This window comes from Sphingopyxis sp. Root154 (genome assembly GCF_001427105.1).
In the GTDB taxonomy this organism is placed as follows: Bacteria; Pseudomonadota; Alphaproteobacteria; order Sphingomonadales; family Sphingomonadaceae; genus Sphingopyxis.
In genome coordinates this window covers 1,199,874-1,222,773 of the sequence record NZ_LMGI01000001.1, presented here as the reverse complement: position 1 = coordinate 1,222,773, position 22,900 = coordinate 1,199,874, and the positions used below count along the sequence as shown (strand labels likewise).

General features: G+C 65.4%; 22 protein-coding genes and 1 pseudogene. 12 read left to right on the top strand and 11 right to left on the bottom strand.

All coding sequences use genetic code 11. The features are described 5' to 3' along the window. Nucleotides 1-6: 6 nt before the first annotated feature. Both ASD73_RS05610 and ASD73_RS05605 read left to right on the top strand, forming a co-directional pair. The gene (locus ASD73_RS05610) at nt 7-1,350 is read left to right on the top strand and encodes a phosphotransferase family protein (protein WP_056375331.1); all 1,344 of its coding nucleotides are present in this window, start codon (nt 7-9) and stop codon (nt 1,348-1,350) included. A gap of 19 nt (nt 1,351-1,369) precedes the next feature. Then, nucleotides 1,370-2,642 (top strand): annotated as a pseudogene (locus ASD73_RS05605) (acyl-CoA dehydrogenase family protein); the annotation flags it as partial. 133 nt (nt 2,643-2,775) lie between these two features. Here the strand turns inward: ASD73_RS05605 and ASD73_RS05600 are convergent. Genes ASD73_RS05600 through ASD73_RS05590 form a run of 3 tightly spaced genes read right to left on the bottom strand, consistent with a single transcriptional unit; the run spans nt 2,776 to nt 4,188 of the window. After that, nucleotides 2,776-3,105, bottom strand: a complete 330-nt coding sequence (locus ASD73_RS05600; protein ID WP_056368429.1) for a DMT family transporter — start codon at nt 3,103-3,105, stop codon at nt 2,776-2,778. Nucleotides 3,106-3,119: 14 nt separating this feature from the next. Beyond that, nucleotides 3,120-3,431 (bottom strand): alkylphosphonate utilization protein, encoded by a 312-nt coding sequence (locus ASD73_RS05595; protein ID WP_056368431.1) that lies wholly within the window; start codon nt 3,429-3,431, stop codon nt 3,120-3,122. A gap of 4 nt (nt 3,432-3,435) precedes the next feature. Beyond that, the gene (locus ASD73_RS05590; protein WP_056368433.1) at nt 3,436-4,188 is read right to left on the bottom strand and encodes a class I SAM-dependent methyltransferase; all 753 of its coding nucleotides are present in this window, start codon (nt 4,186-4,188) and stop codon (nt 3,436-3,438) included. 138 nt (nt 4,189-4,326) lie between these two features. Here ASD73_RS05590 and ASD73_RS05585 point away from each other — a divergent pair, with 138 nt between their 5' ends. Next, a complete protein-coding gene (locus ASD73_RS05585) occupies nt 4,327-6,066 on the top strand; it encodes an N-acyl-D-amino-acid deacylase family protein (protein WP_056368435.1) in 1,740 nt (579 codons plus the stop codon). Further along, nucleotides 6,066-7,073, top strand: coding sequence for a zinc-dependent alcohol dehydrogenase family protein (locus ASD73_RS05580; protein WP_056368437.1), 1,008 nt, complete (start codon nt 6,066-6,068; stop codon nt 7,071-7,073). Before ASD73_RS05585 ends, ASD73_RS05580 begins: the two co-directional genes overlap by 1 nt. A 5-nt stretch (nt 7,074-7,078) precedes the next feature. Here the strand turns inward: ASD73_RS05580 and ASD73_RS05575 are convergent, their stop codons facing one another. Then, nucleotides 7,079-8,428 carry a hypothetical protein gene (locus ASD73_RS05575; RefSeq protein WP_235534166.1) on the bottom strand — a complete coding sequence of 450 codons (1,350 nt, stop codon included), beginning with the start codon at nt 8,426-8,428 and terminating at the stop codon, nt 7,079-7,081. Beyond that, nucleotides 8,425-9,711 carry a Na+/H+ antiporter NhaA gene (gene nhaA / locus ASD73_RS05570; RefSeq protein ID WP_056368439.1) on the bottom strand — a complete coding sequence of 429 codons (1,287 nt, stop codon included), beginning with the start codon at nt 9,709-9,711 and terminating at the stop codon, nt 8,425-8,427. Before nhaA ends, ASD73_RS05575 begins: the two co-directional genes overlap by 4 nt. A gap of 138 nt (nt 9,712-9,849) precedes the next feature. Between nhaA and ASD73_RS05565 the strand changes: the two genes are divergently transcribed. From ASD73_RS05565 to ASD73_RS05545, 5 genes are all read left to right on the top strand, one after another. Beyond that, complete coding sequence (locus tag ASD73_RS05565) at nt 9,850-11,274, top strand: glycosyl transferase family protein (RefSeq protein WP_056368441.1); 1,425 nt, start codon at nt 9,850-9,852, stop codon at nt 11,272-11,274. Further along, complete coding sequence (locus ASD73_RS05560; protein WP_056368443.1) at nt 11,274-12,416, top strand: hypothetical protein; 1,143 nt, start codon at nt 11,274-11,276, stop codon at nt 12,414-12,416. Before ASD73_RS05565 ends, ASD73_RS05560 begins: the two co-directional genes overlap by 1 nt. A gap of 106 nt (nt 12,417-12,522) precedes the next feature. Then, nucleotides 12,523-13,431, top strand: a complete 909-nt coding sequence (locus ASD73_RS05555; RefSeq protein WP_056368445.1) for a sulfite exporter TauE/SafE family protein — start codon at nt 12,523-12,525, stop codon at nt 13,429-13,431. After that, complete coding sequence (locus ASD73_RS05550) at nt 13,428-14,198, top strand: TIGR02186 family protein (protein ID WP_056368447.1); 771 nt, start codon at nt 13,428-13,430, stop codon at nt 14,196-14,198. The genes ASD73_RS05555 and ASD73_RS05550 overlap by 4 nt, the downstream gene beginning before the upstream one ends. A gap of 193 nt (nt 14,199-14,391) precedes the next feature. Continuing rightward, nucleotides 14,392-15,981 (top strand): ATP-binding protein, encoded by a 1,590-nt coding sequence (locus ASD73_RS05545; protein WP_235534178.1) that lies wholly within the window; start codon nt 14,392-14,394, stop codon nt 15,979-15,981. 80 nt (nt 15,982-16,061) lie between these two features. On the opposite strand, the gene ASD73_RS05540 is transcribed toward ASD73_RS05545, so the two are convergent. The 6 genes from ASD73_RS05540 to ASD73_RS05515 all read right to left on the bottom strand — a co-directional run bounded on the left by ASD73_RS05540 (nt 16,062) and on the right by ASD73_RS05515 (nt 19,745). Further along, nucleotides 16,062-16,448, bottom strand: a complete 387-nt coding sequence (locus ASD73_RS05540; RefSeq protein ID WP_056368449.1) for a VOC family protein — start codon at nt 16,446-16,448, stop codon at nt 16,062-16,064. Nucleotides 16,449-16,491: 43 nt separating this feature from the next. After that, nucleotides 16,492-17,640: a cell wall hydrolase gene (locus tag ASD73_RS05535; RefSeq protein ID WP_235534164.1), complete on the bottom strand. Its 1,149-nt coding sequence runs from the start codon at nt 17,638-17,640 to the stop codon at nt 16,492-16,494. 151 nt (nt 17,641-17,791) lie between these two features. Continuing rightward, the gene (locus ASD73_RS05530) at nt 17,792-17,992 is read right to left on the bottom strand and encodes a hypothetical protein (protein ID WP_056368453.1); all 201 of its coding nucleotides are present in this window, start codon (nt 17,990-17,992) and stop codon (nt 17,792-17,794) included. Between the two features lie 92 nt (nt 17,993-18,084). Further along, a complete protein-coding gene (locus ASD73_RS05525; protein WP_037514749.1) occupies nt 18,085-18,291 on the bottom strand; it encodes a cold-shock protein in 207 nt (68 codons plus the stop codon). Nucleotides 18,292-18,549: 258 nt separating this feature from the next. Next, on the bottom strand, nt 18,550-19,461 hold the full coding sequence (gene dmeF / locus ASD73_RS05520; RefSeq protein WP_056368456.1) for a CDF family Co(II)/Ni(II) efflux transporter DmeF: 912 nt from the start codon (nt 19,459-19,461) through the stop codon (nt 18,550-18,552). An 8-nt stretch (nt 19,462-19,469) separates the two neighbouring features. Beyond that, a complete protein-coding gene (locus ASD73_RS05515) occupies nt 19,470-19,745 on the bottom strand; it encodes a metal/formaldehyde-sensitive transcriptional repressor (protein ID WP_056368459.1) in 276 nt (91 codons plus the stop codon). A 205-nt stretch (nt 19,746-19,950) separates the two neighbouring features. On the opposite strand from ASD73_RS05515, the gene rimP reads away from it, so the two are divergent. The 3 genes from rimP to ASD73_RS05500 are packed head-to-tail and all read left to right on the top strand — an operon-like array spanning nt 19,951 to nt 22,884. Continuing rightward, complete coding sequence (rimP, locus tag ASD73_RS05510) at nt 19,951-20,496, top strand: ribosome maturation protein RimP (RefSeq protein WP_056368461.1); 546 nt, start codon at nt 19,951-19,953, stop codon at nt 20,494-20,496. Further along, on the top strand, nt 20,496-22,133 hold the full coding sequence (gene nusA, locus ASD73_RS05505; RefSeq protein ID WP_056368463.1) for a transcription termination factor NusA: 1,638 nt from the start codon (nt 20,496-20,498) through the stop codon (nt 22,131-22,133). Before rimP ends, nusA begins: the two co-directional genes overlap by 1 nt. Then, nucleotides 22,114-22,884 carry a DUF448 domain-containing protein gene (locus ASD73_RS05500; protein ID WP_056368465.1) on the top strand — a complete coding sequence of 257 codons (771 nt, stop codon included), beginning with the start codon at nt 22,114-22,116 and terminating at the stop codon, nt 22,882-22,884. The genes nusA and ASD73_RS05500 overlap by 20 nt, the downstream gene beginning before the upstream one ends. Nucleotides 22,885-22,900 lie beyond the last annotated feature (16 nt).

The following is a 22,900-nucleotide window of genomic DNA, read 5'->3' as shown; positions in this document are numbered from 1 at the left end:
CTTGGCATGACCGACGTTGCTGCTTTGCTTCCCCAGTTGATGACCCGGATTGCCGGTGCCGGTGTGTTGTCGGGTCTGACGCGCTTGTCGGGGGGCGCGAACATGGAGAGTTTTGCGTTCGACTGGGGCGAAGGCGAGCCGGCCGGGGGCTATGTCCTGCGGCGAGCGCCGTCGGCGGATTATATGGCGGACCGTCCGTTCGGGCATGTTGACGAGGCGGCGCTGGTGATGGCGGCGTTTGATGCGGGGGTGAAGGCGCCCGAGGTGGTCGGCGTGCTCGAGCCGGGCGACGGGCTGGGCACGGGCTATGTGATGCGGCGGGTGCTGGCGGAGGTGTCGCCGGCGAAGATATTGGCGGGTCCGCCGCCGTCGCTGCTGGCGGATCTCGGCCGCGAGCTGGCGCGCATCCACAGCATCCCGCTGGACCGTGTGCCCGATGCGATCCCGCTGATGGACACGGCGGCGGCGCTGGCGGAGCTCAGGTCGCGCTTCCTGTCGTACGGCGGCGACCGGCCGGTGATCGCGCTGGCGATCAAATGGTGCGAGGAGCATCTGCCTGCGCCTGCCGATCCGGTGCTCGTCCACGGCGACTACCGGATGGGCAATGTGATGGTCGATGCCGATGGCTTGGCCGCGGTGCTCGACTGGGAGCTGGCGCACCGCGGCGACGCGCATGAGGACCTCGCGTTCGGCTGCATGACCGTGTGGCGCTTCGGCGCGCTCGACAAACCGGCGTTCGGGGTCGGCAGCCTCGACGATTATTTTGCGGCCTATGAGGCGGCGGGCGGGGTGAAGGTCGACAAGGGCCGCTTCCGCTTCTGGCTGATCTACCGGACGCTCTGGTGGGCGCTCGGCTGCCTGCAGATGGGGCAGATGTGGCGGAGCGGCGCCGATCCGACCGTCGAGCGCGTCGTCATCGGCCGGCGCACCGCCGAGCAGGAGCTCGATCTGGTGCGGCTGCTCGAAGACGAGGCGCCCGAGGCCGAGCGGGGAAGGGCGCTGCCGCCATCGCCGCAACCAACGTCGGCGCCGACCGGCGAACCGACGAACCGCGAGATCGTGCAGGCGGTGCGCGACTGGATCGAGACATCGATCAAGCCGCAGACGCAAGGCCACGCCAAGTTCGAGGCGGTGGTCGCGATGAACGCGCTCGGCATCGTGCTGCGCGATCTCGATGCGGGGGTGAGGGCGGAGGACGAGGCGCTCGCCGAAGCCTTGCTGTCGGGAACCACGACGCTCGCCGAGCCGGGCCTGCTCGCGAAGCTGCGCCGCGATGTGCTGGGTAAATGCGCGGTCGACAGCCCGAAATATGCCGCGCTTGACGCGGCGCGCGCCGACTGGCGCGGATAAGCGGACAAGGGAGAGAGACATGGATTTTGCGATGCCCGCCGATTTGCAGGCGTACCTCGACGAGCTCGACGCGTTTATCGAGGCCGAGATCAAACCGCTCGAACTGGCGGACGACAATATCCGCTTCTTCGATCATCGGCGCGAGCATGCGCGCACCGACTGGGACAATCAGGGGCTGCCGCGCCATGAGTGGGAGGCGCTGCTCAAGCAGGCGACGCGGAAAGCCGATGCCGCGGGCCACTGGCGCTTCTCGGCGCCGAAGAAGTACGGCGGCAAGGACGGCAGCAACCTGTGGATGGCGGTGATCCGCGAACACTTCGCGGCGAAGGGCCTCGGGCTGCACAACGACCTGCAGAACGAGCACAGCATCGTTGGCAACTTCCCCTTCGTCGAAATGTTCGAGCAGTTTGCGACGAGCGAGGAACAGAAGCAGGAATTTATCCTCGGTGGGTTCGAGGGCAGGCGGCGCACCGCGTTCGGGCTCACCGAGCCCGACCATGGCAGCGACGCGACGCATATGGAGACGCGCGCCGTGCGCGAGACGCGCGATGGCGTCGACGGCTGGCGCATCGACGGACGCAAGATGTGGATCACCGGCATGCATGTCGCGACGCATTGCGCGACCTTCTGCCGCACGAGCGGCGTGGACGGCGATGCGAAGGGCATCACCTGCCTGCTCGTGCCGACGGGGACGCCCGGCATGACCGTCGATGAATATATGTGGACGTTCAACATGCCGACCGACCATCCAAGGATGACGTTCACCGATGTGTGGGTGCCCGACGATGCGCGGCTCGGCCCCGAGGGCGGCGGCCTGTCGATCGCGCAGAGCTTCGTTCACCAGAACCGCATAAGGCAGGCGGCAAGCTCGCTGGGCGCGGCGGTGTTCTGCATCGAGGAGAGCGTGAAGTACGCAAGGCAACGCAAGCCGTTCGGCGAGGCGCTGGCGAAGAACCAGGCGATCCAGTTCCCGCTCGTCGAACTGGCGACGCAGGCCGAGATGCTGCGCCTGCTCATCCGCAAGACCGCATGGGACATGGACAACACGCCGCACAAGGAGGTCGAACGCACCCTCTCCGACAAGGTCAGCATGTGCAACTACTGGGCGAACCGCCTCGTCTGCGAAGCCGCCGACCGCGCGATGCAGGTCCACGGCGGCATCGGCTACTCACGCCACAAGCCGTTCGAGCACATCTACCGCCACCACCGCCGCTATCGCATCACCGAAGGCGCCGAAGAAATACAGATGCGTAAGGTCGCTGCCTACCTGTTCGGATACATGGGGCCGCGGANACCGCCACCACCGCCGCTATCGCATCACCGAAGGCGCCGAAGAAATACAGATGCGTAAGGTCGCTGCCTACCTGTTCGGATACATGGGGCCGCGGAAAGGCCTGTTTTCCTGACGAGCGAGACCGCTGCCCTTCAGTGGGCGGCGGTCTTCGAGAAGATGTTCATGATCGCCACGCCCGTGACGATCAGCGCCATGCCGACGATCGCAGGCGTGTCGAGGCGTTGGCCCTGAAAGACCCAGGCGACAGTCGCGATCAGCACGATGCCGACCCCCGACCAGATCGCATAGGCGATGCCCGTCGGGATATCGCGGAGCGCCAGCGACAGGAAATAGAAGGCGACGACATAGCCTGCCGCCATAATCGCCGAAGGGCCGAGGTTCCGGAAACCGTCGGATTGTTTCAGGAATGATGTCGCGATGACTTCGGCGACAATCGCGATGCCGAGATAGATATAATGCAAGGCTTCGGATCCGCTTAGCGCTTGCGCACGAATTCGGCGCGAAGGACGAGGCCTTTGATCCCCTCGTGGCGGCAATCGATTTCCTGATCGTCGCCGGTCAGGCGGATCGATTTGATCACGGTGCCGACCTTCAACGTCTGCCCCGCGCCTTTGACGCTCAAATCCTTGACCAGCACGACCGAGTCGCCATCAGCGAGCAAATTGCCGACCGCGTCGCGCACCTCAGGGCCCGCGGTGGCTGCGGCATCGCGAGCAGCAATATCGCTGGCGGACATCCATTCGCCGCTCGCCTCGTCATAGACATAATCTTCATCGTCGCTGGTCATTCTTTTATCCCGGTTTGCGGAAGCGCAGGGTGAACTGGTCGGTCTTGCCGCGGATTTCCTTGTCGAAGACATTGGCGCTACGCGGATCGGCGGTGCGGCGATAGAGATCGCTTTCGGCTTCGAGCTTGAAACCCACCTTGGTCAGCGTCGCGACGACCGCATCCTTGTCGATCCGGTGCAGACTGTCGGACAAGGTCGTGCCGCTACCTTTCGCCGCGCTGTGGTCGACGACGACCAGCGTGCCGCCGGGTTTCAGCGCCGCGAACAAGGCCGCGCTCGCCTTGTCGCCCGTGCCCGCGGGGAAGGGCTTCAGATAGAGGTCGTGGAAATTCTGCACCGTGATGATCGTGTCGAGCGGTTCGGGAAAGGCGGGCGCCGCGAACGGTCCGGCGACGGCGTCGACATTGACATAGGCGGCGTCAATCGCGGCCTGATCGTCGCCATATTGTTTTTTGAAGCCGATGAATTCGGCGGGCTGGAAGCCATAGACCTTGCCCGACGGTCCGACCGCCGCGGCGAGCAGCCGGGTGACGTAACCGCCCCCCATCACATAATCGCCGACCGTCTGTCCGGGCTTGACCTGGGCGAAGGCAAGCAGTTCGGCGGGCTTGCGCGCCGCGTCGCGTGTCCGGTCGGCGGCAGGCCGCGCGGGATCGGCGAGTGCGGCCTTATAGCTGGGGACAGCCGCCTGTTTGGCGGCGAGCGGGGTCGCCGGGACGGCGAGCATCAGCAGGGCGAGGGTAAGCGGGCGGATCATGGCATAGACTCCCTATCTCTTGTCCCGCCATCATAGCGCCTTGCCGGGGCCACCGCGCGTTTATTTGCATCTTGCGATTTTGATGATAGGTTTCTTCGTGAAACTAAAAATCAGGCCAAAAGACTTGGGAGAGCGGACATGCATGATCTGGTGATTCGCGGCGGCACCGTCGTCGATGGTTCGGGCGGAGCGCCCTTTGTCGCTGACGTCGCGATCGATGACGACCGGATCGTCGCGGTGGGCGAGAATCTGGGCGCGGGCGCCGAGGAAATCGACGCCGCCGGCAAGATCGTCACCCCCGGCTTCGTCGACGTTCACACCCATTATGACGGGCAGGCGACGTGGGACGCCGAAATGGCGCCGTCGAGCTGGCACGGCGTCACCACCGTCGTGATGGGCAATTGCGGCGTCGGCTTCGCTCCCGCCAAGCCCGACCGCCACGAATGGCTGATTTCGCTGATGGAAGGCGTCGAGGACATCCCCGGCACCGCGCTCGCCGAAGGCATGTCGTGGGATTGGGAGACCTTCCCCGAATATATGGACGCGCTCGAAAAACTGCCGCGTACGGTCGACGTCGCGTGCCACGTCCCGCACGGCGCGGTGCGCGCCTATGTGCTCGGCGACCGCGAAATGCCCGGTGCGATCCCGACCGACGAGGACATCGCCGAAATGTCGCGGATCGTCGAGGAAGGCGTGCGCGCGGGCGCGCTCGGCTTTTCGACCAGCCGCACCGTGCTTCACAAGTCGATCGACGGCGAGCTCGTCCCCGGGACCACCGCGACCGCCGAAGAACTGATCGCGATCGGCCGCGCGATGGGGCGCGTCGGTTACGGGGTGTTCGAAATGGCGAGCGACATGAAGCGCGAGTGGAACGAGTTCCAGTGGATGGGCGACCTCAGCCGCGAAACCGGGCTGCCGGTGACCTTTGCTGCGCTCCAGTCGATCGCCAAGGAACTGCCGCTTGAGGAACAGATTTCGGAGATGCGAAAGCAGAACGCGACCGGCGCGAACATCGTAGCGCAGATCGCGCTGCGCGGTAACGGCATCATTATGGCGTGGCAGGGAACGGTGCATCCCTTCCGTTTCAAGCCCGCGTGGAACGAGATCATCGATCTGTCGTGGGACCAGCAACTCGCGAAATTGAAAGACCCGGCATTCAAGGCGCGGATGATCGCTGAGGAAAATGTCTGGCCCGAAAGCGATATCCTCGACTTCCTGAAAGTCGTCGCCGAAGGCTGGCCGGTCCATTTCGAAATGGACCCCGACTTCAACTATGAGCCGAAGATGGACGAAAGCATCGCGGGCCGCGCCGCGGCGGCGGGCGTCTCGCCGGCTGAATATGCCTATGACCTCTTGATGAAGGACGACGGCAAGGGCTTCATCTATTTTCCGATCCTCAACTACCGCGACGGCAATCTCGATTTCCTCGAGGATCTGCAGGCATCGGACGACACGGTTAACAGCCTGTCCGACGGCGGCGCGCATTGCGGCACGATCTGCGACGCCGCCTCGCCGACCTTCATGCTCCAGCATTGGGTGCGCGACCGCAAAGGCCATCGCATCGCGCTCGAACATGCGGTGAAGCGCCAGTGCCGCGATACGGCTTTGCTCTATGGTCTTGAGGATCGCGGGGTGCTCGCGCCGGGCTATCTCGCCGATCTCAACGTCATCGACATGGACGCGATCAAGCTCGGCAAACCCTGGCTCGCCTTCGACCTGCCCGCGGGCGGCAAACGTCTGCTGCAGAAGGCCGACGGCTATGTCGCGACGGTGAAGTCGGGGGTCGTGACGTTCAGGGACGGCGAAATGCAGGGGCCGACCCCGGGCGGCGTGATCCGCGGCCCGCAGCGCGTCGAAATGGCGATGGCGGCGGAGTGATGCGGGCGGTCCAGCTTCGCGCGCCCGCCTCGCTCGACAATCTGACGCTGACCGATCTTCCCGATCCCGGCGATCCGGGGCCGGGCGAGATTCGCGTGCGGCTTGCCGCCTCGTCACTCAATTTCCATGACTTCGCGGTCGTCGCCGGGATGATCCCCACCGCCGACGGACGCATCCCCATGTCCGATGGCGCGGGCACCGTCGAGGCGGTAGGCGAGCGCGTGACCGACCATAAAGTCGGCGACCATGTCGTGTCGCTCTTCTTCCCCTTTTGGATCGACGGCGCGGCGCCGTCGACCGCCTTCACGCAAGTGCCCGGCGACGGGATCGACGGCTATGCGCGTGAAGTGGTGGTGACGCCGCAGCACTGGTTCACCCGGGCACCCAAGGGATGGTCGGCCGCCGAGGCGGCGACGCTGACCTGCGCGGGACTGACCGCGTGGCGCGCGCTGTTCGTCGACGGCGCCACTCAGCCGGGCTCGACGGTGCTGGTTCAGGGCAGCGGCGGGGTTTCGGTGTTCGCGCTGCAATTCGCCAAGGCGGCGGGCGCGCGCGTGATCGCGACGAGCTCGTCCGACGCGAAGCTCGACCGGCTGAAGGCGCTCGGCGCCGACGAACTGATCAATTACAAGGATGTGCCGGCATGGGGCGCCAAGACGCTCGAACTCACCGGCGGGCGCGGGGTCGATACCGTCGTGGAGATCGGCGGCGCGGGCACGCTCGACCAGTCGATGGTGGCGACGCGCGTCGGCGGCCATGTCGCGCTGATCGGGGTTCTCGCGGGTATCGTCGGGCCGGTGAAGACCGCGCTACTGATGAGCAAGAATTTGCGCGTGCAGGGACTCACCGTAGGAAGCCGCGCGCAGCAACTTGCAATGATCGCAGGGGTCGAGACGAACGGCATTCGTCCGGTTCTCGATCAGCATTTCCCACTCGAAAATCTCGCTGACGCCTTCCGGCATCAGGCCGCGAACGCGCATTTCGGCAAGATCATTGTCGATATCTAGGGGGCTCAGCGTGCGAGTAAGTCCGAAGGTAACGTCGGTTCGCTGACGATTTTCGCCATCCGCCGCCACATCTCGTCGCGCGACGGTTTGCCGCGCTCGACATAGGCGCGCACCATCGTTTCGCCGAGGCCGTAGTTGATCACATAGCTGCGATACTGGTCAGTGAAGCTCACCGACTGTTCGGCGCGCCGGGCTGAGACAAGCAGATATTTCTGGGTGAGCGCGACCGCCGTCGGCCGGTCGATCACGCCATCGAGATATTGCTGCGCGATCGTTAGCCGCGCGCCCGAGGCGCGCTTGATCGCTTTCAGGAGCTGCCAGTAACGATCGTCGGACGGCACCGCGATTTCGGCGATCGGCATCAGCACGTCGCGCTCGGTATCGGCCTTGCTGTTTTCGGGAAAGGCGAGATCGATGCCGTAATTGGCGCTGCCCTCGGCGATCAGGCTTTGCGGGCTGTAGAGCGGATAGACGCTGAATTCGCCCCAGCCGCGCTCCTTCACCAGCTTCTCCTCCAGCTTCATGTTGAGAAGGTGGTGGCCGGGATAGCCTTCGTGACAGCCGAGATCGAGCGCGCGCGATAGCCGGATCGGCAGATCGGTGTTGACCTGGATCAGGCTGTGATAGCCACCCTGATAATAGTTATAGCCGCTCCAGCTTTTGCCGGTGACGAACTCGAGGCGAAAGCTTTCGCCCTCGGGCATTGGAATATGCGCCATGCTGCGCCCGCGGCAACGCGCGATCGCGGCATCGAAAGTCTTTTGCAGTCGGTCCTTGGGGATGGTGAAGGCGTCGAGATAGGCTTCGACGCGGTCCGCCAGCGCGCCTTCGCCGGGGACCAGCGATTCGATCTTCGCGAGCTCTGCGTCATAGCTCGCGAGCGGCTTCAGCCGCGGCCGCACCCCGAACAGCCGTTCGGCCTCGTCGACGAAGGCGAAGCGCGTGCCCTGCATCATCAACAATCGCGTTTCAGCGGCGCGGAGCTGCGCGCGCAGGAAGGTGGCGCGGCGGCGTTCGAGCGGATCGGGCATACGCCGCGCTGCGAGATCGAGCTGCGCCATCAGGTCGCGCGTTGCGGCGAGCAGCGCCGGTTTGTCGCGCGGCGCCGCTTCGGCCGCCTTTTGCAGCTCGGGCGGGCCATAATAGGCGTCGATATAACCGGGCTCGTGCGTCCCGATTTCGAGCGTCAGCCGCAGATAGGCGGCCGCAATCTCGCCCAGCGCCTTGGTCGAGGCCGGGCTGCGGCGCACGTCCACGGTCGCGATATCCGCCTTGGCGACAGGCGGCTTCGTTTCGCTCGTGGCGCAGCCGGGCAAGACGATGACCAGCGACAGGGCAATCAGTTTGCGTATCATTGCGCTGCTATACCGCCGCTTTCGGACGTGTCACGCACATCGCCATCTGCGGCGATTTCGGCGTCGGACTCGCTTTCGATCTTATCATGCTGCGGATGGAGCGGGGCGAAGCGCAACACCGCATAGCCCAGCAGCGCCGCGGCGAGCGAGCCCATCAGGATGCCGATCTTCGCCTCTTCGATCAGCAACGCGTCGCCTGGAAAGGCGAGACCGCCGATGAACAGGCTCATGGTGAAGCCGATCCCGCACAGCATCGCGACGCCATAGACCTGCAGCCAGGTCGCACCGCGCAGCTTGCCCGCGATGCCGAGTTTGACCGCGAGCCAAACGCTGCCGAAAATACCGATCTGCTTACCGAGGAACAGCCCCGCGGCGATGCCGAGCGGCAGCGGCGCGAAAATCTGCTCGGCGGTCAGCCCGCTCACATCGACACCGGCATTGGCGAAGCCGAACAGCGGGACGATCGCAAAGGCGACCCACGGGTGAAGGCCATGCTCGAGCCGGTGCAGCGGCGAGGTTTCGCTGTCGGGCGCGCCCGGCGTGCGGTCGAACGGGATCGCCATCGCCGCAAGCACGCCGGCGATCGTCGCGTGGACGCCCGAAAGTAGCATCGCGTACCAGAGCAAGGCGAACATCAGCAGATAGAGCGACAGGCTCTTAACCCGCATTCGTCCCATCGCGAACATCAGCCCGAGGATGACCGCGGCGGCGGCGAGCGCGAGCAGGTCGATCTTCGCGGTATAGAAAAGCGCGATGATCGCGACCGCGCCCATGTCGTCGACGATCGCGACGGTGACGAGAAACAGCTTGAGCGACGTCGGGGCGCGCTTGCCGAGGAGCGCGAGCACCCCCATCGCAAAGGCGATATCGGTTGCGGCCGGAATCGCCCATCCCTGCGCCAGTCCGGGTTCGCCGCCCGCGAAGGCCATGTAGAGCGCCGCCGGCACTGCCATGCCCGCCGCCGCGGCGATGAACGGCAGCCGTCGCCGGTCCCAACTCGCGAGCCGCCCGTCGACGAACTCGCGCTTGATCTCCAGCCCGACGAGCAGGAAGAAGATCGCCATCAGCCCGTCGTTGATCCACAGATGGACGGTCATCGGGCCTAGCTTGTCGGTGAGTACCGGTCCGGTCGCGGCATGGATCGCGTCGTGGTAAACTGTCCCCAGCGACGAATTTGCGACAATCATCGCCAAAATGGCTGCGAAAATCAGCAAAATTCCTCCGGCACTCTCGCTTTCAAGAAAGTCGCGTAACGCAGAACGAGGCGGAAAACTGCGAGTCATGGGTTGGCTATTTCCTTGGTTCGTCAGGCGATTTGACGATTCTCTACCGGTGGGCGTCAATCTTTACAAATTGGACTCATTCACTAGCACTATCGGCGGCGATGACATCAGGTCATCGGTGGGGGCGGGGCTAGCACATTGGAGCTGTCGACCGCATGGCTGGAATGGCTGGTGCTGGGTGCCGGCCACGAACTGATGCTGTTCGCATCGGTCGGAATCCTGCTGTTCGGGCTCGATGACCTGCTTTTCGACGCGCTGTGGTTGGCGACACGCCGGCGCGGACGGTCGCTGACGCCGACCGCGCCGCCAGTCGAGGGGCGCTTCGCGATTTTCGTGCCCGCATGGGACGAGGCCAAAGCGCTTCCCGCGATGCTGCGGCGGACGCTTGGCGCGTGGGAGGGCGAGGATTTCCGGCTTTACGTCGGCTGCTATCCCAACGACGCAGAGACGCTCTTCGCCGTGTCGCCACTGGTCGCGCGCGACGGACGGCTGCGGCTCGTCGTCGGCAGCCAGGAAGGGCCGACCACCAAGGGCGACAATCTCAACCGGCTGTGGGCGGCGCTCGCCGAGGACGAGCGGGCGGAGGGCGTTCGGTTTGCCGCCGTCGTCCTTCACGATGCCGAGGATCATGTGCATCCAGGCGAACTCGCGCTTTATCGCCGCTATCTCGGCGAAAATGCGATGGTACAAATTCCCGTCGTGCCCCTGATCCAGCGTGCGGAGCGCTGGATCGGCGGGCATTATGGCGACGAATTTGCCGAAGCGCATGGCAAGGAACTGGTCGTTCGTTCGCGCCTCGACCTGCCGCTTCCGTCGGCGGGGGTCGGTTGCGCGCTGACGCGCACCGCGCTTGCGCTGCTGGCGATCGAACGCGGCGGCGAACCTTTTCGCTGCGACAGCCTGACCGAAGATTATGAGATCGGCATGGTGATCGGCGCCTATGGCCTTGGAACCCGCTTTGTCGACACGGTGGGACCTGCGGGCGACCGTATCGTGTCGCGCGGCGCCTTCCCCGGCCGGACCGAAAAGGCGGTGCGGCAGAAATCCCGCTGGATCGCCGGGATCGCGCTGGCCGGGTGGGACCATCTGGGCTGGCCGGGGTCGCGGCGGGATGACGCCGATCTTCGCAGCGGCCGCGCCTGGATCGCACGCTGGATGCTGTGGCGCGACCGCCGCGCGCCGCTCGCCGCGCTCATCCTCCTTGCGGCGTATGTCGGGGCGCTGCTGACGGCGCTGGGCTGGGCGGGGCGTTATCTGTTCGGCTGGAATACGATCATCGTCGACGACGGCATGCGGCTGCTGCTCGCCTTCAACGCGGTGATGCTGTGCTGGCGCCTCGCGATGCGCGGGCATTTCACGGCGCGCTGGTACGGCCTCAGCGAGGCGATTCTTTCGCTGCCGCGCGCCTTTTTTTCCAATGTGGTCGCAATGCTCGCGGCGCGGCGGGCAGTCGGTCTTTATTGGCGAATGCTGCGATCGGGCGAAGTCATATGGGACAAGACCGAACATCTGGAACATGAGGCCGCGTACGACGACGCTTTTGTCAGGACGGTGGCGCGGTGATGGCGCGCCGGGGCGACGCGCGGCGCGGCGCGCCGGCGCTGCGCTTTCTGCTCCTGTGCGTCGGCGGCTGGATTGCCGTGCGGCTCATGGTCGTCTGGAACCCCGCTATCGCGCCGCCTTCCGATGCGGTCCCCATGCCTTGGACAGTGCCGCCATCCTTTGCCGCGAGCGACAGCGTTCCGGACAGCGTGCCGCGCGCGGACGCGGTGCCGATGCGCGCCACGCCGTCGCTGCGCGCGCGTACGTCGCATAGTTCCACCATGCCGGGATCACGATCGGCGGATGCGCCCCACCCGTCCGGAGGGGCACCGGTTTCAAACGGTTTTGGCGCTGATCGTCACAGCCTTCGCCTGGCGCTCATGGCGCGATTGCTGCCGCCACCTGCGGGCGGCGGCGCGCGCTCGGCGGTTGGCGCGGGCGGACCGGCATGGTCTTCGTTCGCACCCGCCGCTCGCGCCGATCCGGGGCAGGGCAAGCCATTCTGGCTGCAGCGACAGCTTTCGAGCTGGTCGCTCGGCAGCTGGCTCTATCTGCGCGAAGGATCGGGGAATGCGCCCGAAACGATCGGCGGCGCGAGCCAGCTTGGCGGCAGTCAGGCCGGGCTTCGCCTTGCCTATGGGTTCGGCGATACCGGCCGCATCCGCGCCTATGGCCGCGCAACGATCGCAGTGCAGCGGCCGCAGCAGCGCGAGCTTGCCTTTGGCCTCGCCTTTGCCCCGCTCGCGCAGCTGCCGGTCGATCTCGCGATCGAGCAGCGCGTCGCCGCAGGGAAAGAAGGCCGCACCGCGCTTGCCATGATGGCCAGCGGCGGGGTCTCGGACGTCGTGCTGCCCGCCGGCTTCCGGCTCGACGCTTATGCGCAGGCGGGCTTCGTTGGGACGCGGCGGCGCGACGGATTTGCCGACGGGGCAATCGTGGTCGATCGCCGCGTTGGTTCCGAAGAGGCATCCTTGCGGTTCGGCGCCCTCGCAGCGGGGGCGGTGCAGCCCGGCGCGGCGCGCATCGATGTCGGTCCGCGGCTGACGCTCCGTCTGCCCGACGTCGGCGAGGGCAGCCGCATCGCGCTCGACTGGCGCCAGCGCGTCGCGGGCGATGCGCGCCCCGAAAGCGGCCTTGCGCTGACCCTCGCGAGCGACTTCTAGAGAACGGTAAAATTTAGCCGTCGCGGCCGATTCCCCACGCCGAAAAAATGGTCTAGGGTCCTTGGAATCGGCGCGGTTCCAGCGCCGCTGAGCGCAATCGGGGCCCATGGACCTTTACCTTCCTGTCGCCAATCTGTCGGTCAATGCGCTGGTCATCATCCTGCTCGGTGGCGGAGTGGGTTTCCTGTCGGGCATGTTCGGCGTCGGTGGCGGTTTCCTGACCACGCCCTTGCTCATCTTCTACGGCATCCCGCCGACGGTCGCCGCGGCATCGGCGGCGACGCAGGTGACGGGCGCGAGCGTGTCGGGGGTGATGGCGCATCTCGAGCGCGACGGTGTCGATTTGCGCATGGGCTGGGTGCTCGTCGCGGGCGGCCTCGTGGGATCGCTGATCGGGGCGGGGCTGTTCGAACTGCTCACCGCCTGGGGGCAGATCGATACGGTGATCAACATCCTCTATGTCGCGCTGCTCGGCATCGTCGGCACGTTCATGGGGCGCGAGGCGTGGGGAAGCTACCGCGCCGCGCAGTCCGGATTGCCGGCGCCCGCGCGCAAGCGGCGTCACCACCCCATGGTTGCGAACCTGCCGATGCGCTGGCGCTTCTATCGGTCGGGCCTCTATATTTCGCCGCTCGCGCCGCTGCTGCTCGGCATGGTCGGGGGCGTGCTGACGATGCTGCTCGGCGTCGGCGGCGGCTTCATCATGGTCCCCGCGATGCTCTACCTGCTAGGCATGGGGACGCAGGTCGTCGTCGGCACGTCGCTGTTCCAGATATTGTTCGTGACGATCGCAACGACGATGGTCCATGCGCTGACCACCGGCGCCGTCGACATCGTGCTTGCGGGGCTGCTGCTGCTCGGCAGCGTGATCGGCGCGCAAGTCGGCGCGCGCTTCGCGCAAAAGGTAAAGCCCGAATATCTGCGCATGGCGCTCGCGGCGATCGTGCTGCTCGTCGCGTTGCGCATGGGGGTCGATCTCTTCATCCGCCCCGAAGAAATCTATACCGTGCAATGAGCGCGCCGCGCGCCCTGCTCCTGTCGCTTGCGGCGCTGTTGTCGCCAGCCGCCGCCCATGCCGCCGACCCGCGACTGGTGCCCGACGTGTCGAGCCGCGCGATCGATATCCAGTACAGCTTTACCGGCGAGGAATTGTTGCTGTTCGGCGCGATCCTCTATCCCGGCCAGCGCCTGCCCGACGACCGCGCCGATATCGTCGTCGTGCTGAAGGGGCCGGTGCGGCCGATCGTGCTGCGCGAAAAGCGCCGTGTCGCGGGCATCTGGGTCAATGCCAGCAGCATCCGTCTGCGCACGTCGCCGGGCTTTTACGCGATCGGCTCGTCGCGCCCGATCGACAAGCTGGTCGACGAGCGGACCGCCGCGATCTTCGAACTCGGCCTTGCCAATCTGTCGATGTCGCCAAGCGGATTTTCGGAGGCAAAGAAGCTCGAGCGCTTCGAGGCGGGTCTGACCGACCTCTATCGCCGCTCGGGCCTCTTCGTCGAAAATCCGGCGGCGGTCGAAATCACCGAAGGCGTGCTCTATCGCGCGCGCATCCCCGTGCCCGCGCGCGTTCCTGTCGGCACCTACCGCGCCGAAACCTATCTGATCAGCCGCGGGCGTGTGCTCGCCGTCGCGTCGCGCGATGTCCAGATCCGCAAGGCCGGGTTCGAACGGTTCGTCGCGCTCGCGGCGCAGCGGCACGGCTTTCTATACGGGCTTTCGGCCGTATTCCTGTCGCTCGTGCTCGGTTACGGCGCTTCGGCTATTTTCCGCCGTCGCTGACTATCATTCACGGCCTATTTACCCTCGCCTGCGATACCCGGCCGGGGACCACAAGAGGCGGGGCGGATACATGGACATGCAGGGTGGCGGATTCAGCGCCGGGGATTTGACGGCGGCACAGCACGTCCGGCTTGCCGGTGGCGGCGTAGCGGCCTCGATCGCGCCGGTGACCAACCATCATCGCGACGATCTGATGATCGGCGAAGTCGTCGATATTTCGGGATCGGCCTCGCGTATCCTGCTCGATGCCGCGGCGATCGGCAAATTGGCTTCCTCCAGCGATTCCGCGGTGGCGATGGCCGGCCAGGTCGGGGCGCAGGTCAAGGTCCGTGTTGGCAACATCTGGCTGATCGCCAGCATCCGCGACCAGCAGTTGCACGAGCGCGGCGAGGGGCTGATCCTTGCGACGATCGACTTCCTTGGCGAAGGCGAAGAGGAAAAGATCACCGGCCGCATTCACAATTTCCGCCGCGGCGTCACCCGCTATCCGATTCCGGGCAGCCAGGTTTTTGCGGCAACCAGCGCCGATCTCAAGCAGATCTACGCCGCCGACGAGCGCGCGCATGTCGAAATCGGCACCGTCTATCCGACCAAGGATATTCGCGGGTCGCTCTATGTCGACGCGATGCTGGGCAAGCATTTCGCACTGCTCGGGTCGACCGGTACGGGTAAATCGACCAGCGCCGCGCTGATCCTTCACAAGATCTGCGAACTCGCGCCGCAGGGCCATATCGTGATGATCGATCCGCACGGCGAATATTCGGCGGCGTTCAAGGGCATCGGGGCGCTGTTCGACGTCGACAACCTCGCCATGCCCTATTGGCTGATGAATTTCGAAGAACATTGCGAAGTATTCGTCACCGCCGAGGGCCGCGACCGCCAGGCCGATTGCGACGTGCTCGCGCGTTGCCTGCTGCAGGCGCGGACGAAGAACCGGCTTGCCGAAGGCATGACCAAGATCACGGTCGATTCACCGATCCCCTATCTTCTGTCCGACCTGCTCAGCATTCTTCAGAACGAGATGGGCCGGCTCGACAAGGCGACGTCGAGCGCGCCGTTCATGCGCATCAAGGGCAAGATCGAGGAAATGCGCGCCGACCCGCGCTATAATTTCATGTTCTCGGGTATGCTCGTTGCCGACACGATGACGACCTTTATCGGCAAGATCTTTCGCCTGCCGTCGGACGGCCGGCCGATCTCGATCATCGACGTGTCGGGGGTGCCGAGCGACATCACGTCGGTCGTCGTCGCGGTGCTGTCGCGCCTGACCTTCGACTATGCGATCTGGTCGCGCGGCGAGCCGCAGCGCCCGATCCTGCTCGTCTGCGAGGAAGCGCACCGCTACATCCCGGCCAAGGACATCGGCCAGGGCCAGGCGGTCCGCAAGATCCTCGAACGCATCGCCAAGGAAGGCCGTAAATATGGCGTGTCGCTCGGTCTTATCACCCAGCGTCCATCCGATCTGGCCGAAGGCGTGCTGTCGCAGTGCGGCACGATCATCTCGATGCGCCTCAACAACGAACGCGACCAACATTTCGTCAAGGCCGCGATGCCCGAAGGCGCGCGCGGCTTCATCGATTCGATCCCGGCCTTGCGCAACCGCGAATGCATTGTCTGCGGCGAAGGCGTGTCGATCCCGATCCGCGTCTATCTCGACACGCTCGAAGAAGAAAAGCGACCGGCATCGGGCGATCCGCTCTTCTCGAAACTGTGGCGCGAGACCGGCGGCGAGGCCGAAATCCTCGAGCGCGTAGTCAAGCGCTGGCGCAGCCAGGGTCGGTAAGAAGCCAACCGTTTCCGTTCGTGCCGAGCGCTGTCCTTATGGGCATCTCGACTTCGCTCGATGCGAACGGGGTTTTTGACCTAGCCTTTCGGCGGCTCCCACAATTCGATCGGATTGCCCTCGGGGTCATGTACCCGGGCAAATCGCCCGACCGCGGGATCGTCCCACTCAGCCTTGGTGATCACCTCGTCGCCCGCCGCGCGAAACGGCACGAGTACCGCGTCGAGATCGTCGACGCGCAGGTTCAGCATATGCTGGCGGTCCGCGGGAAAATAGTCGGTGTCGGCCTTGAACGGCGCGAAAACGAGCGGACCCGCGGTGACGTTCCAGACCCATTGGTTTGGCGGCACGCTGTCGTCGGCGCTACATCCGCCGCCCACGCCCAGCCGTTCGCGATACCAGGCGCTCAGCGCCTCGGGGTCGCGTGCCCGGAAAAACAGTCCGCCGATGCCTTTGACATGTCCCATGATGGCCTCCCGCCCGTGAAGCGGGCAGCCTAGGCCGTTTGCATCACTGTTTCCACTCTCCGCTGCCGCGGAATTCTTCGCGGACCTGACCCGACTGGTTGAGCCGGGGATCGGCATAGATCTGCGCGGCGGGCGCCGCGACGGGTTGCGGTGCGACGGGCGCCGCGGGCGCCATGGCACCGGGCAGCGGGGCCGCGGGGGTGTCGGGAAGCGGCATTGCGCCGCCGGTGAGCAGCGGCGCGGGGCCGGCGCCGGGCGGAAGGCCCTGACCCTTCAGGATCGCCAGCTGTTGCGCGAGCGGCAGATAGGGGCCGGGCACCGGCTCGCGGCCGAGATAGGGCGCGCGGAACGCGTCGGGCATGCCCCAGCGCCCGCGCCAGCGGTGAAAGATATGCGCGCCGACGATATTGGTCATGACCAGGCTCTTGCCCCAGCGCGGCCAGATCGCCTGCGTGTGATAATGGGTGGCAAGGCCGACCTTGGGGAAAACATAACCGCCGAGCGCCGCCGATGCGATGCGGCTCGCGCGCAGCCAGTTCGGCTTGCTGGGGCTCCGCGCCATCGCGCCGTCGCAGCTGAAGGTGAACTGGCACACGCCCGCGCGCTGCGATCCCTGGAAGACGACGCCGCACACGGTGTTGGGAAAGCTCGGGTGGCGGACGCGGTTGATCACCGTCTGCGCGACGCCGCGCATCCCGTCGTCGGTCTCCGACGCGGCTTCGTAATAGATGGCGGCGGTCAGGCAGTAATGCGCGCGCTCGCGGTCGAGCGCGGTGACGCCGCGGAACACATAGGATTTGGCAGGCGGCCCGACAAAGGCTTCGTCGCGCAGCAGTGCGGGGTCGGCAGGCGGCAGCGCGGCCGCGTCGCCATAACCGACGCTGTCGGGGTTGGGCAGCGTCGGGTCGATCTTCAGCGCGTCCGCATAATCCTCGGCGTTCATGATCGCCCAGCGTTCGGGATCATAGGCGCGAAAGTTCAGCGGCACCGACACGCTATACGGTCCGAAGAACGCGGGCGCGCGGAACTGACCGCTCGATAGCAGGAAGGCGAGGCAAGCGACCGCCATCACCGCGACGATCGCCGCCCAGAACGCACGTCCCGGGCCCGCCGGTTTTTCCGGCACCGGGTCGCGCCACGTCGAGCGGGCGGTCAGGGACAGTTCGGGCTTCATTCGCGCATCAAATTCCATCGCTCCGTCCGTCGCCGATTCGCGCGGTCGGGGTGTCAGCCAGCCTTATACGCTGAAACGCCAACAAAATGTTGCAATGCCTGGGTGGTGGGTCGCTTGGCAGCGGGCCGGAGCGGATATGGGAAGCGCAGAACGCAGGGGCGTTCGCCGGCTAGCCGCCGATGATCGGCGTCGCTTCAGGGCGTGCCACGGGAAAATATCGGCTCATGCCGCGGCGGACGCGATAGGCGTCGATGCGGTCGGCATAATGGCCGGACAGATCGAAATCGGCATGGCGCGCGCTGGCGCCGTGCAGGGGGCGGGTGGTCATCAGGGCCATCTGGTGCCGGTAGAAAAGCTCGTTCATATCCATAGGATGTTCCTTGGGTGACTGCGCGAGCATGGTGCCGAATTATCGGCGAATGGTCCGGCCCGGCGCCCGATAAGCGCCAGGCCGGATGTCATTCATGCAGGCTGAAGATTGACAGCCGAGGTCTTGCCGCGCTGGTCGGTTTCCAGCTCGTAAGAAACGCGCTGTTCCTTGTTCAGCGTCGCCATTCCGGCGCGCTCGACGGCGCTGATGTGGACGAAGCTGTCGCCCGAGCCATCTTCATTGGCAATGAAACCATAGCCTTTGTCGCTGTTGAAGAATTTTACGGTGCCGATGGGCATGGGGTGTTTCCTTTCACGAAAACAAATAATCAACCGGCAAAAGCACCGGAGGAGCTGGTAGCGCGTGAAGGGAAGTATCCGCCGCTAGGCATCAAATTTCCGTCGCAGGCGACGTTAGCTCCGCCAGATTGAAACTATTTTGCCAAAAAGTCAAGGTTTCTGGCAATTTCCGTAGTTCTCCGCTGTTTACGGAGGAAATATTCGAGCGGAATTTTATGCAGCGCAGCCAATATCGAATCCTGCCGCACCCAACCTGCTTCAGCGAATCTCGACCGTCAGATGTTCGATCTCGTGGACGGGTTTGACCCGCGCGCAAATGACCTCGCGCGTTGCGCCGACGACGCTGATGATCGCTGAATGCGCGCCCGGACCGACGCGCCAGACGTGGAGGTCGGTGATCTTCGCGTCGCCCGGCCCTTCGACGAGTTCGCGGATCTCTGCCTCGATCGCGGCGTCGGTCGCGTCGAGCAGCACCGCGCCGGTGTCGCGCAGCAGCGACACGGCCCACACCGCGATCACGACCGATCCGACGATCCCCATCAACGGATCGAGCCACACCCAGCCCAGATAGCTTCCGCCGAGCAAGGCGGCGATCGCGAGCACCGAAGTCAGCGCATCGGCAACGACATGCAGATAGGCCGAGCGGAGATTATTGTCGCGTTCATGCGTGTGGCCGTGATGATGGTCGTGGCCATGCCCTTCATCGCCATGCCCATGGCCCAGCAGCAGCGCGCTCACGATATTCACCCCCAGCCCGATCACCGCGATGATCGTCGCCTCGGTAAAGGCGACAGGCCGCGGATCGACCAGGCGCATCGCCGATTCGAACGCGATGCCGAGCGCAACGATGCCGAGCACGAGCGCCGAGGCGAAGCCGGCAAGATCGCCGACCTTGCCGGTGCCAAAGCTATAGCGGCGTCCATGGGCGTGGCGCTTCGCATAGGCATAGGCGATCGCCGCGATCCCTAGCGCTCCCGCGTGCGTCGCCATATGGAAGCCATCGGCGAGCAGTGCCATCGAGTTGAAAGCAAGCCCCGCGGCGATCTCGCCGGCCATCATCACCGCGGTGAGTGCGACCACCCACAAGGTACGCCGCGCATTCTCATCGTGTCGCTTGCCGAGGAAGACATGGTCGTGGGCCAGCGCCTCGATCTCGCTATCGAAAGACATGCCGGCTCCTATTTCGTATAGCGGCGGATCGCCGCGAGCAGTTCGTCACCACCTTGCGCGCGCTCGGCGTCCGAGAGACCCGGTGCGACGACATGTGATTGCATATGCTCGGCGACGAGTTCGTCCATCAGCCCGGCAATCGCGCCACGGACCCCCGCGACCTGATGCAGGATCGCCGCACAACCCGCCTCGCCCGCAATCGCGCGTTCGATCGCAGCGATTTGCCCGGCGATCCGCCGGGTGCGTGCGAGGAGCTGGTCCTTGCTGGCGTGCGTATGCGACATAGCATACCCCCCTATCCTATGTTGTCGATCGATGCAATTGAGGCACTCGCCGCGGTGATGAAGCCGCATTCCCCCTTGCCGACTCACCCGCCAAAGCCTATATGCCGCCTACTTCTTGACATGGTTAGCCAGTTGGGACGTCGGGGCCGCGGGCCGCGGCGGCTGTACCCACATGCTTTCCGGTCATCCGAAACGGGAAATTTCATTGGCCGATCTCGACGTCCTCAATGCGATCATCGCGCCCGAAGCCGAGGCGATGGGCCTTGCGCTCGTGCGCGTCGCTTTCTTTGGCGGCGAGAGCGATCCGACGTTGCAGGTCATGGCCGAGCGGCCCGAAACGCGCCAGTTGACGATCGAGGATTGCGCCGACCTGTCGCGCCGCATCTCGGTACAGCTCGACGCGCTCGAGGAAGCGGGCAAGGACCCGATCGAGCAGGCATATCGTCTGGAAGTGTCGTCGCCGGGCATCGACCGGCCGCTGACGCGCCCTGCCGACTTCACCGACTGGGCGGGGCACGAGGCGAAGATCGCGCTCAAGGAAAAGCGCGACGGGCGCCAGCGCTTCAACGGCGAGCTGATCGGTATCGACGGCGATGTCGTCACGATTTCGGATAAAGAGGGTGTGGAGCACAAGCTGCCGTTCGATGCGATCGACACGGCGAAGCTCGTTCTCACCGACAAATTGATTGCCGCAACCGTCCCGCTCTCGATCGAGGGCGCCGACGAAATGGAAGAAGAAGGACAGGACTGATGGCCACTGCCATTTCCGCCAACAAGGCCGAACTCCTCGCGATTGCCAACAGCGTCGCCAGCGAGAAGATGATCGACAAGGGCATCGTCATCGAAGCCATTGAAGAAGCGATCCAGCGCGCCGCGCGCGCCCGCTACGGCGCCGAGAACGACATTCGCGCCAAGCTCGACGCCCAGACCGGCGACCTGCGCCTGTGGCGCGTCGTCGAGGTGGTCGAGACCGTCGAGGATTATTTCAAGCAGGTCGACCTGGCCGCCGGCCAGAAGCTGCAGAAGGACGCCCAGCTTGGCGACTTCATCGTCGATCCGCTGCCCGCGGTCGATCTTGGCCGCATCGACGCCCAGTCGGCAAAACAGGTGATCTTCCAGAAGGTCCGCGAAGCCGATCGCGAACGCCAGTATCAGGAATTCAAGGATCGCGGCGGTGAGATCATCACCGGCGTCGTGAAGTCGGTCGAATTCGGCCACATCGTCGTCAATCTCGGCCGCGCCGAAGGCGTGATCCGCCGCGACCAGCAGATCCCGCGCGAACTGATGCGCGTCGGCGACCGCGTCCGCGCGCTGATCCTCTCGGTGCGCAGCGAAACGCGCGGGCCGCAGATTTTCCTCAGCCGCGCACACCCCGACTTCATGAAGAAGCTGTTCGCGCAGGAAGTGCCCGAAATCTACGACGGCATCATTGAGATCAAGGCCGCCGCCCGCGACCCGGGTTCGCGCGCCAAGATCGGCGTCATCAGCTATGACGGCAGCATCGATCCCGTTGGTGCGTGCGTCGGCATGAAGGGCAGCCGCGTTCAGGCGGTTGTCCAGGAAATGCAGGGCGAAAAGATCGACATCATCCCCTGGTCCGAAGACACCGCGACCTTCGTCGTCAACGCGCTCCAGCCCGCAACGGTCCAGCGCGTCGTGATCGACGAGGATGACAGCCGCATCGAAGTCGTCGTTCCCGACGACCAGCTGTCGCTCGCCATCGGTCGCCGCGGCCAGAATGTCCGTCTCGCCAGCCAGCTCACCGGCAGCCAGATCGACATCATGACCGAAGCCGACGCCAGCGAGAAGCGCCAGCGCGAGTTCGTCGAACGCTCGACGATGTTCCAGGAAGAACTCGACGTCGACGAAACGCTTGCGCAGTTGCTCGTCGCCGAAGGCTTCGGCGAACTCGAAGAAGTCGCTTATGTCGGCATCGACGAACTCGCGGGCATCGAAGGCTTTGACGAGGAACTGGCGCAGGAACTGCAGAGCCGCGCGACCGAGGGTCTCGAGCGCCGCGAAGAAGCATCGCGCGCCCAGCGCCGCGAACTCGGCGTCGAGGATGCGCTCGCCGACATCCCGCATCTCACCGAAGCGATGCTCGTCATCCTCGGCAAGGCCGGTATCAAGACGCTCGACGATCTCGCCGATCTCGCGACCGACGAGCTGATCGCCAAGAAGCGCACCGACAACCGCCGCGGCCCGCCGCGCAGCGAACGCGCCGAGGACAAGGGCGGCGTGCTGGGCGAATATGGCCTGAGCGAAGAACAGGGCAACGAAATCATCATGGCGGCGCGCGCCCACTGGTTCGACGACGAAGAGTCGAGCGAGTCGGCGGCTGACGCACCGCAAGCCGGGGAGGCCGCCGATGCGGACCCCGCACAATGATCAGCTGAGCGAACCAGACCGCGCTGGTCGGCGCGGCCAGCATGTGCCCGAGCGGCGCTGCGTCATCACCGGCGAGGTTTCGCCGGCCGAACGGCTCGTGCGCCTTGCGCTCGGGCCCGACGGCACGATCGCGCCCGACGTCCTTGGCAAGGCGCCGGGGCGCGGCGCATGGATCGGCGTCGATCGCGCGACGCTCGAGGCGGCGCAGGCGAAGGGCAAGCTGAAGGGCGGGCTCGCGCGCGCGCTGCAGGACGGCAATTTCACGATCCCCGACGATCTTGGCGCGCGCATCGAGGCGCAGCTTCAGCGCGCGACGCTCGACCGGCTGGGACTGGAATCGCGGTCGGGCACCTTGCTCAGCGGCAATGAAAAGATCGAGACGGCGGCGCGCAAGGGCCAGGTTCGCTTGCTCCTCCACGCCAGCGATGCGGGCGAGGACGGGCGCAAGAAACTGGCGCAGGCGTGGCGCGTCGGCGAGGACGACGAAGGCTCGGGCCGCGAGGGCCGGGTCTTGCCGGTGGACCGCGGCACCCTATCTATGGCATTAGGCCGCGAGAATGCGGTGCATCTGGCGTTGACCGACGCCCGCGCCGCGGACCGGGTGCTGGCGCATTTGAGCCGCTGGCAGTTTTTCACAGGATGGAGTAGGGACGCGGCCAACCGCGATTCCGATCCGCATGCCGCGCCCGTTTCTGGCGAGGACAAAATTGGGGCGTTGCCGACCAGCGACGCCGCTTCGGACGCGTTTTGAAGGAATGATAAGTTTC

Coding starts and splice junctions, on each gene's coding strand:
- ASD73_RS05610 (WP_056375331.1), top strand. CDS start 7: ATGACCGACGTTGCTGCTTTGCTTCCCCAGTTGATGACCCGGATTGCC.
- ASD73_RS05595 (WP_056368431.1), bottom strand. CDS start 3,431: ATGACCAGCGACGATGAAGATTATGTCTATGACGAGGCGAGCGGCGAA.
- ASD73_RS05590 (WP_056368433.1), bottom strand. CDS start 4,188: ATGATCCGCCCGCTTACCCTCGCCCTGCTGATGCTCGCCGTCCCGGCG.
- ASD73_RS05585 (WP_056368435.1), top strand. CDS start 4,327: ATGCATGATCTGGTGATTCGCGGCGGCACCGTCGTCGATGGTTCGGGC.
- ASD73_RS05580 (WP_056368437.1), top strand. CDS start 6,066: ATGCGGGCGGTCCAGCTTCGCGCGCCCGCCTCGCTCGACAATCTGACG.
- ASD73_RS05575 (WP_235534166.1), bottom strand. CDS start 8,428: ATGATACGCAAACTGATTGCCCTGTCGCTGGTCATCGTCTTGCCCGGC.
- nhaA (WP_056368439.1), bottom strand. CDS start 9,711: ATGACTCGCAGTTTTCCGCCTCGTTCTGCGTTACGCGACTTTCTTGAA.
- ASD73_RS05560 (WP_056368443.1), top strand. CDS start 11,274: ATGGCGCGCCGGGGCGACGCGCGGCGCGGCGCGCCGGCGCTGCGCTTT.
- ASD73_RS05555 (WP_056368445.1), top strand. CDS start 12,523: ATGGACCTTTACCTTCCTGTCGCCAATCTGTCGGTCAATGCGCTGGTC.
- ASD73_RS05550 (WP_056368447.1), top strand. CDS start 13,428: ATGAGCGCGCCGCGCGCCCTGCTCCTGTCGCTTGCGGCGCTGTTGTCG.
- ASD73_RS05545 (WP_235534178.1), top strand. CDS start 14,392: ATGATCGGCGAAGTCGTCGATATTTCGGGATCGGCCTCGCGTATCCTG.
- ASD73_RS05540 (WP_056368449.1), bottom strand. CDS start 16,448: ATGGGACATGTCAAAGGCATCGGCGGACTGTTTTTCCGGGCACGCGAC.
- ASD73_RS05535 (WP_235534164.1), bottom strand. CDS start 17,640: ATGGAATTTGATGCGCGAATGAAGCCCGAACTGTCCCTGACCGCCCGC.
- ASD73_RS05530 (WP_056368453.1), bottom strand. CDS start 17,992: ATGGATATGAACGAGCTTTTCTACCGGCACCAGATGGCCCTGATGACC.
- ASD73_RS05525 (WP_037514749.1), bottom strand. CDS start 18,291: ATGCCCATCGGCACCGTAAAATTCTTCAACAGCGACAAAGGCTATGGT.
- dmeF (WP_056368456.1), bottom strand. CDS start 19,461: ATGTCTTTCGATAGCGAGATCGAGGCGCTGGCCCACGACCATGTCTTC.
- ASD73_RS05515 (WP_056368459.1), bottom strand. CDS start 19,745: ATGTCGCATACGCACGCCAGCAAGGACCAGCTCCTCGCACGCACCCGG.
- nusA (WP_056368463.1), top strand. CDS start 20,496: ATGGCCACTGCCATTTCCGCCAACAAGGCCGAACTCCTCGCGATTGCC.
- ASD73_RS05500 (WP_056368465.1), top strand. CDS start 22,114: ATGCGGACCCCGCACAATGATCAGCTGAGCGAACCAGACCGCGCTGGT.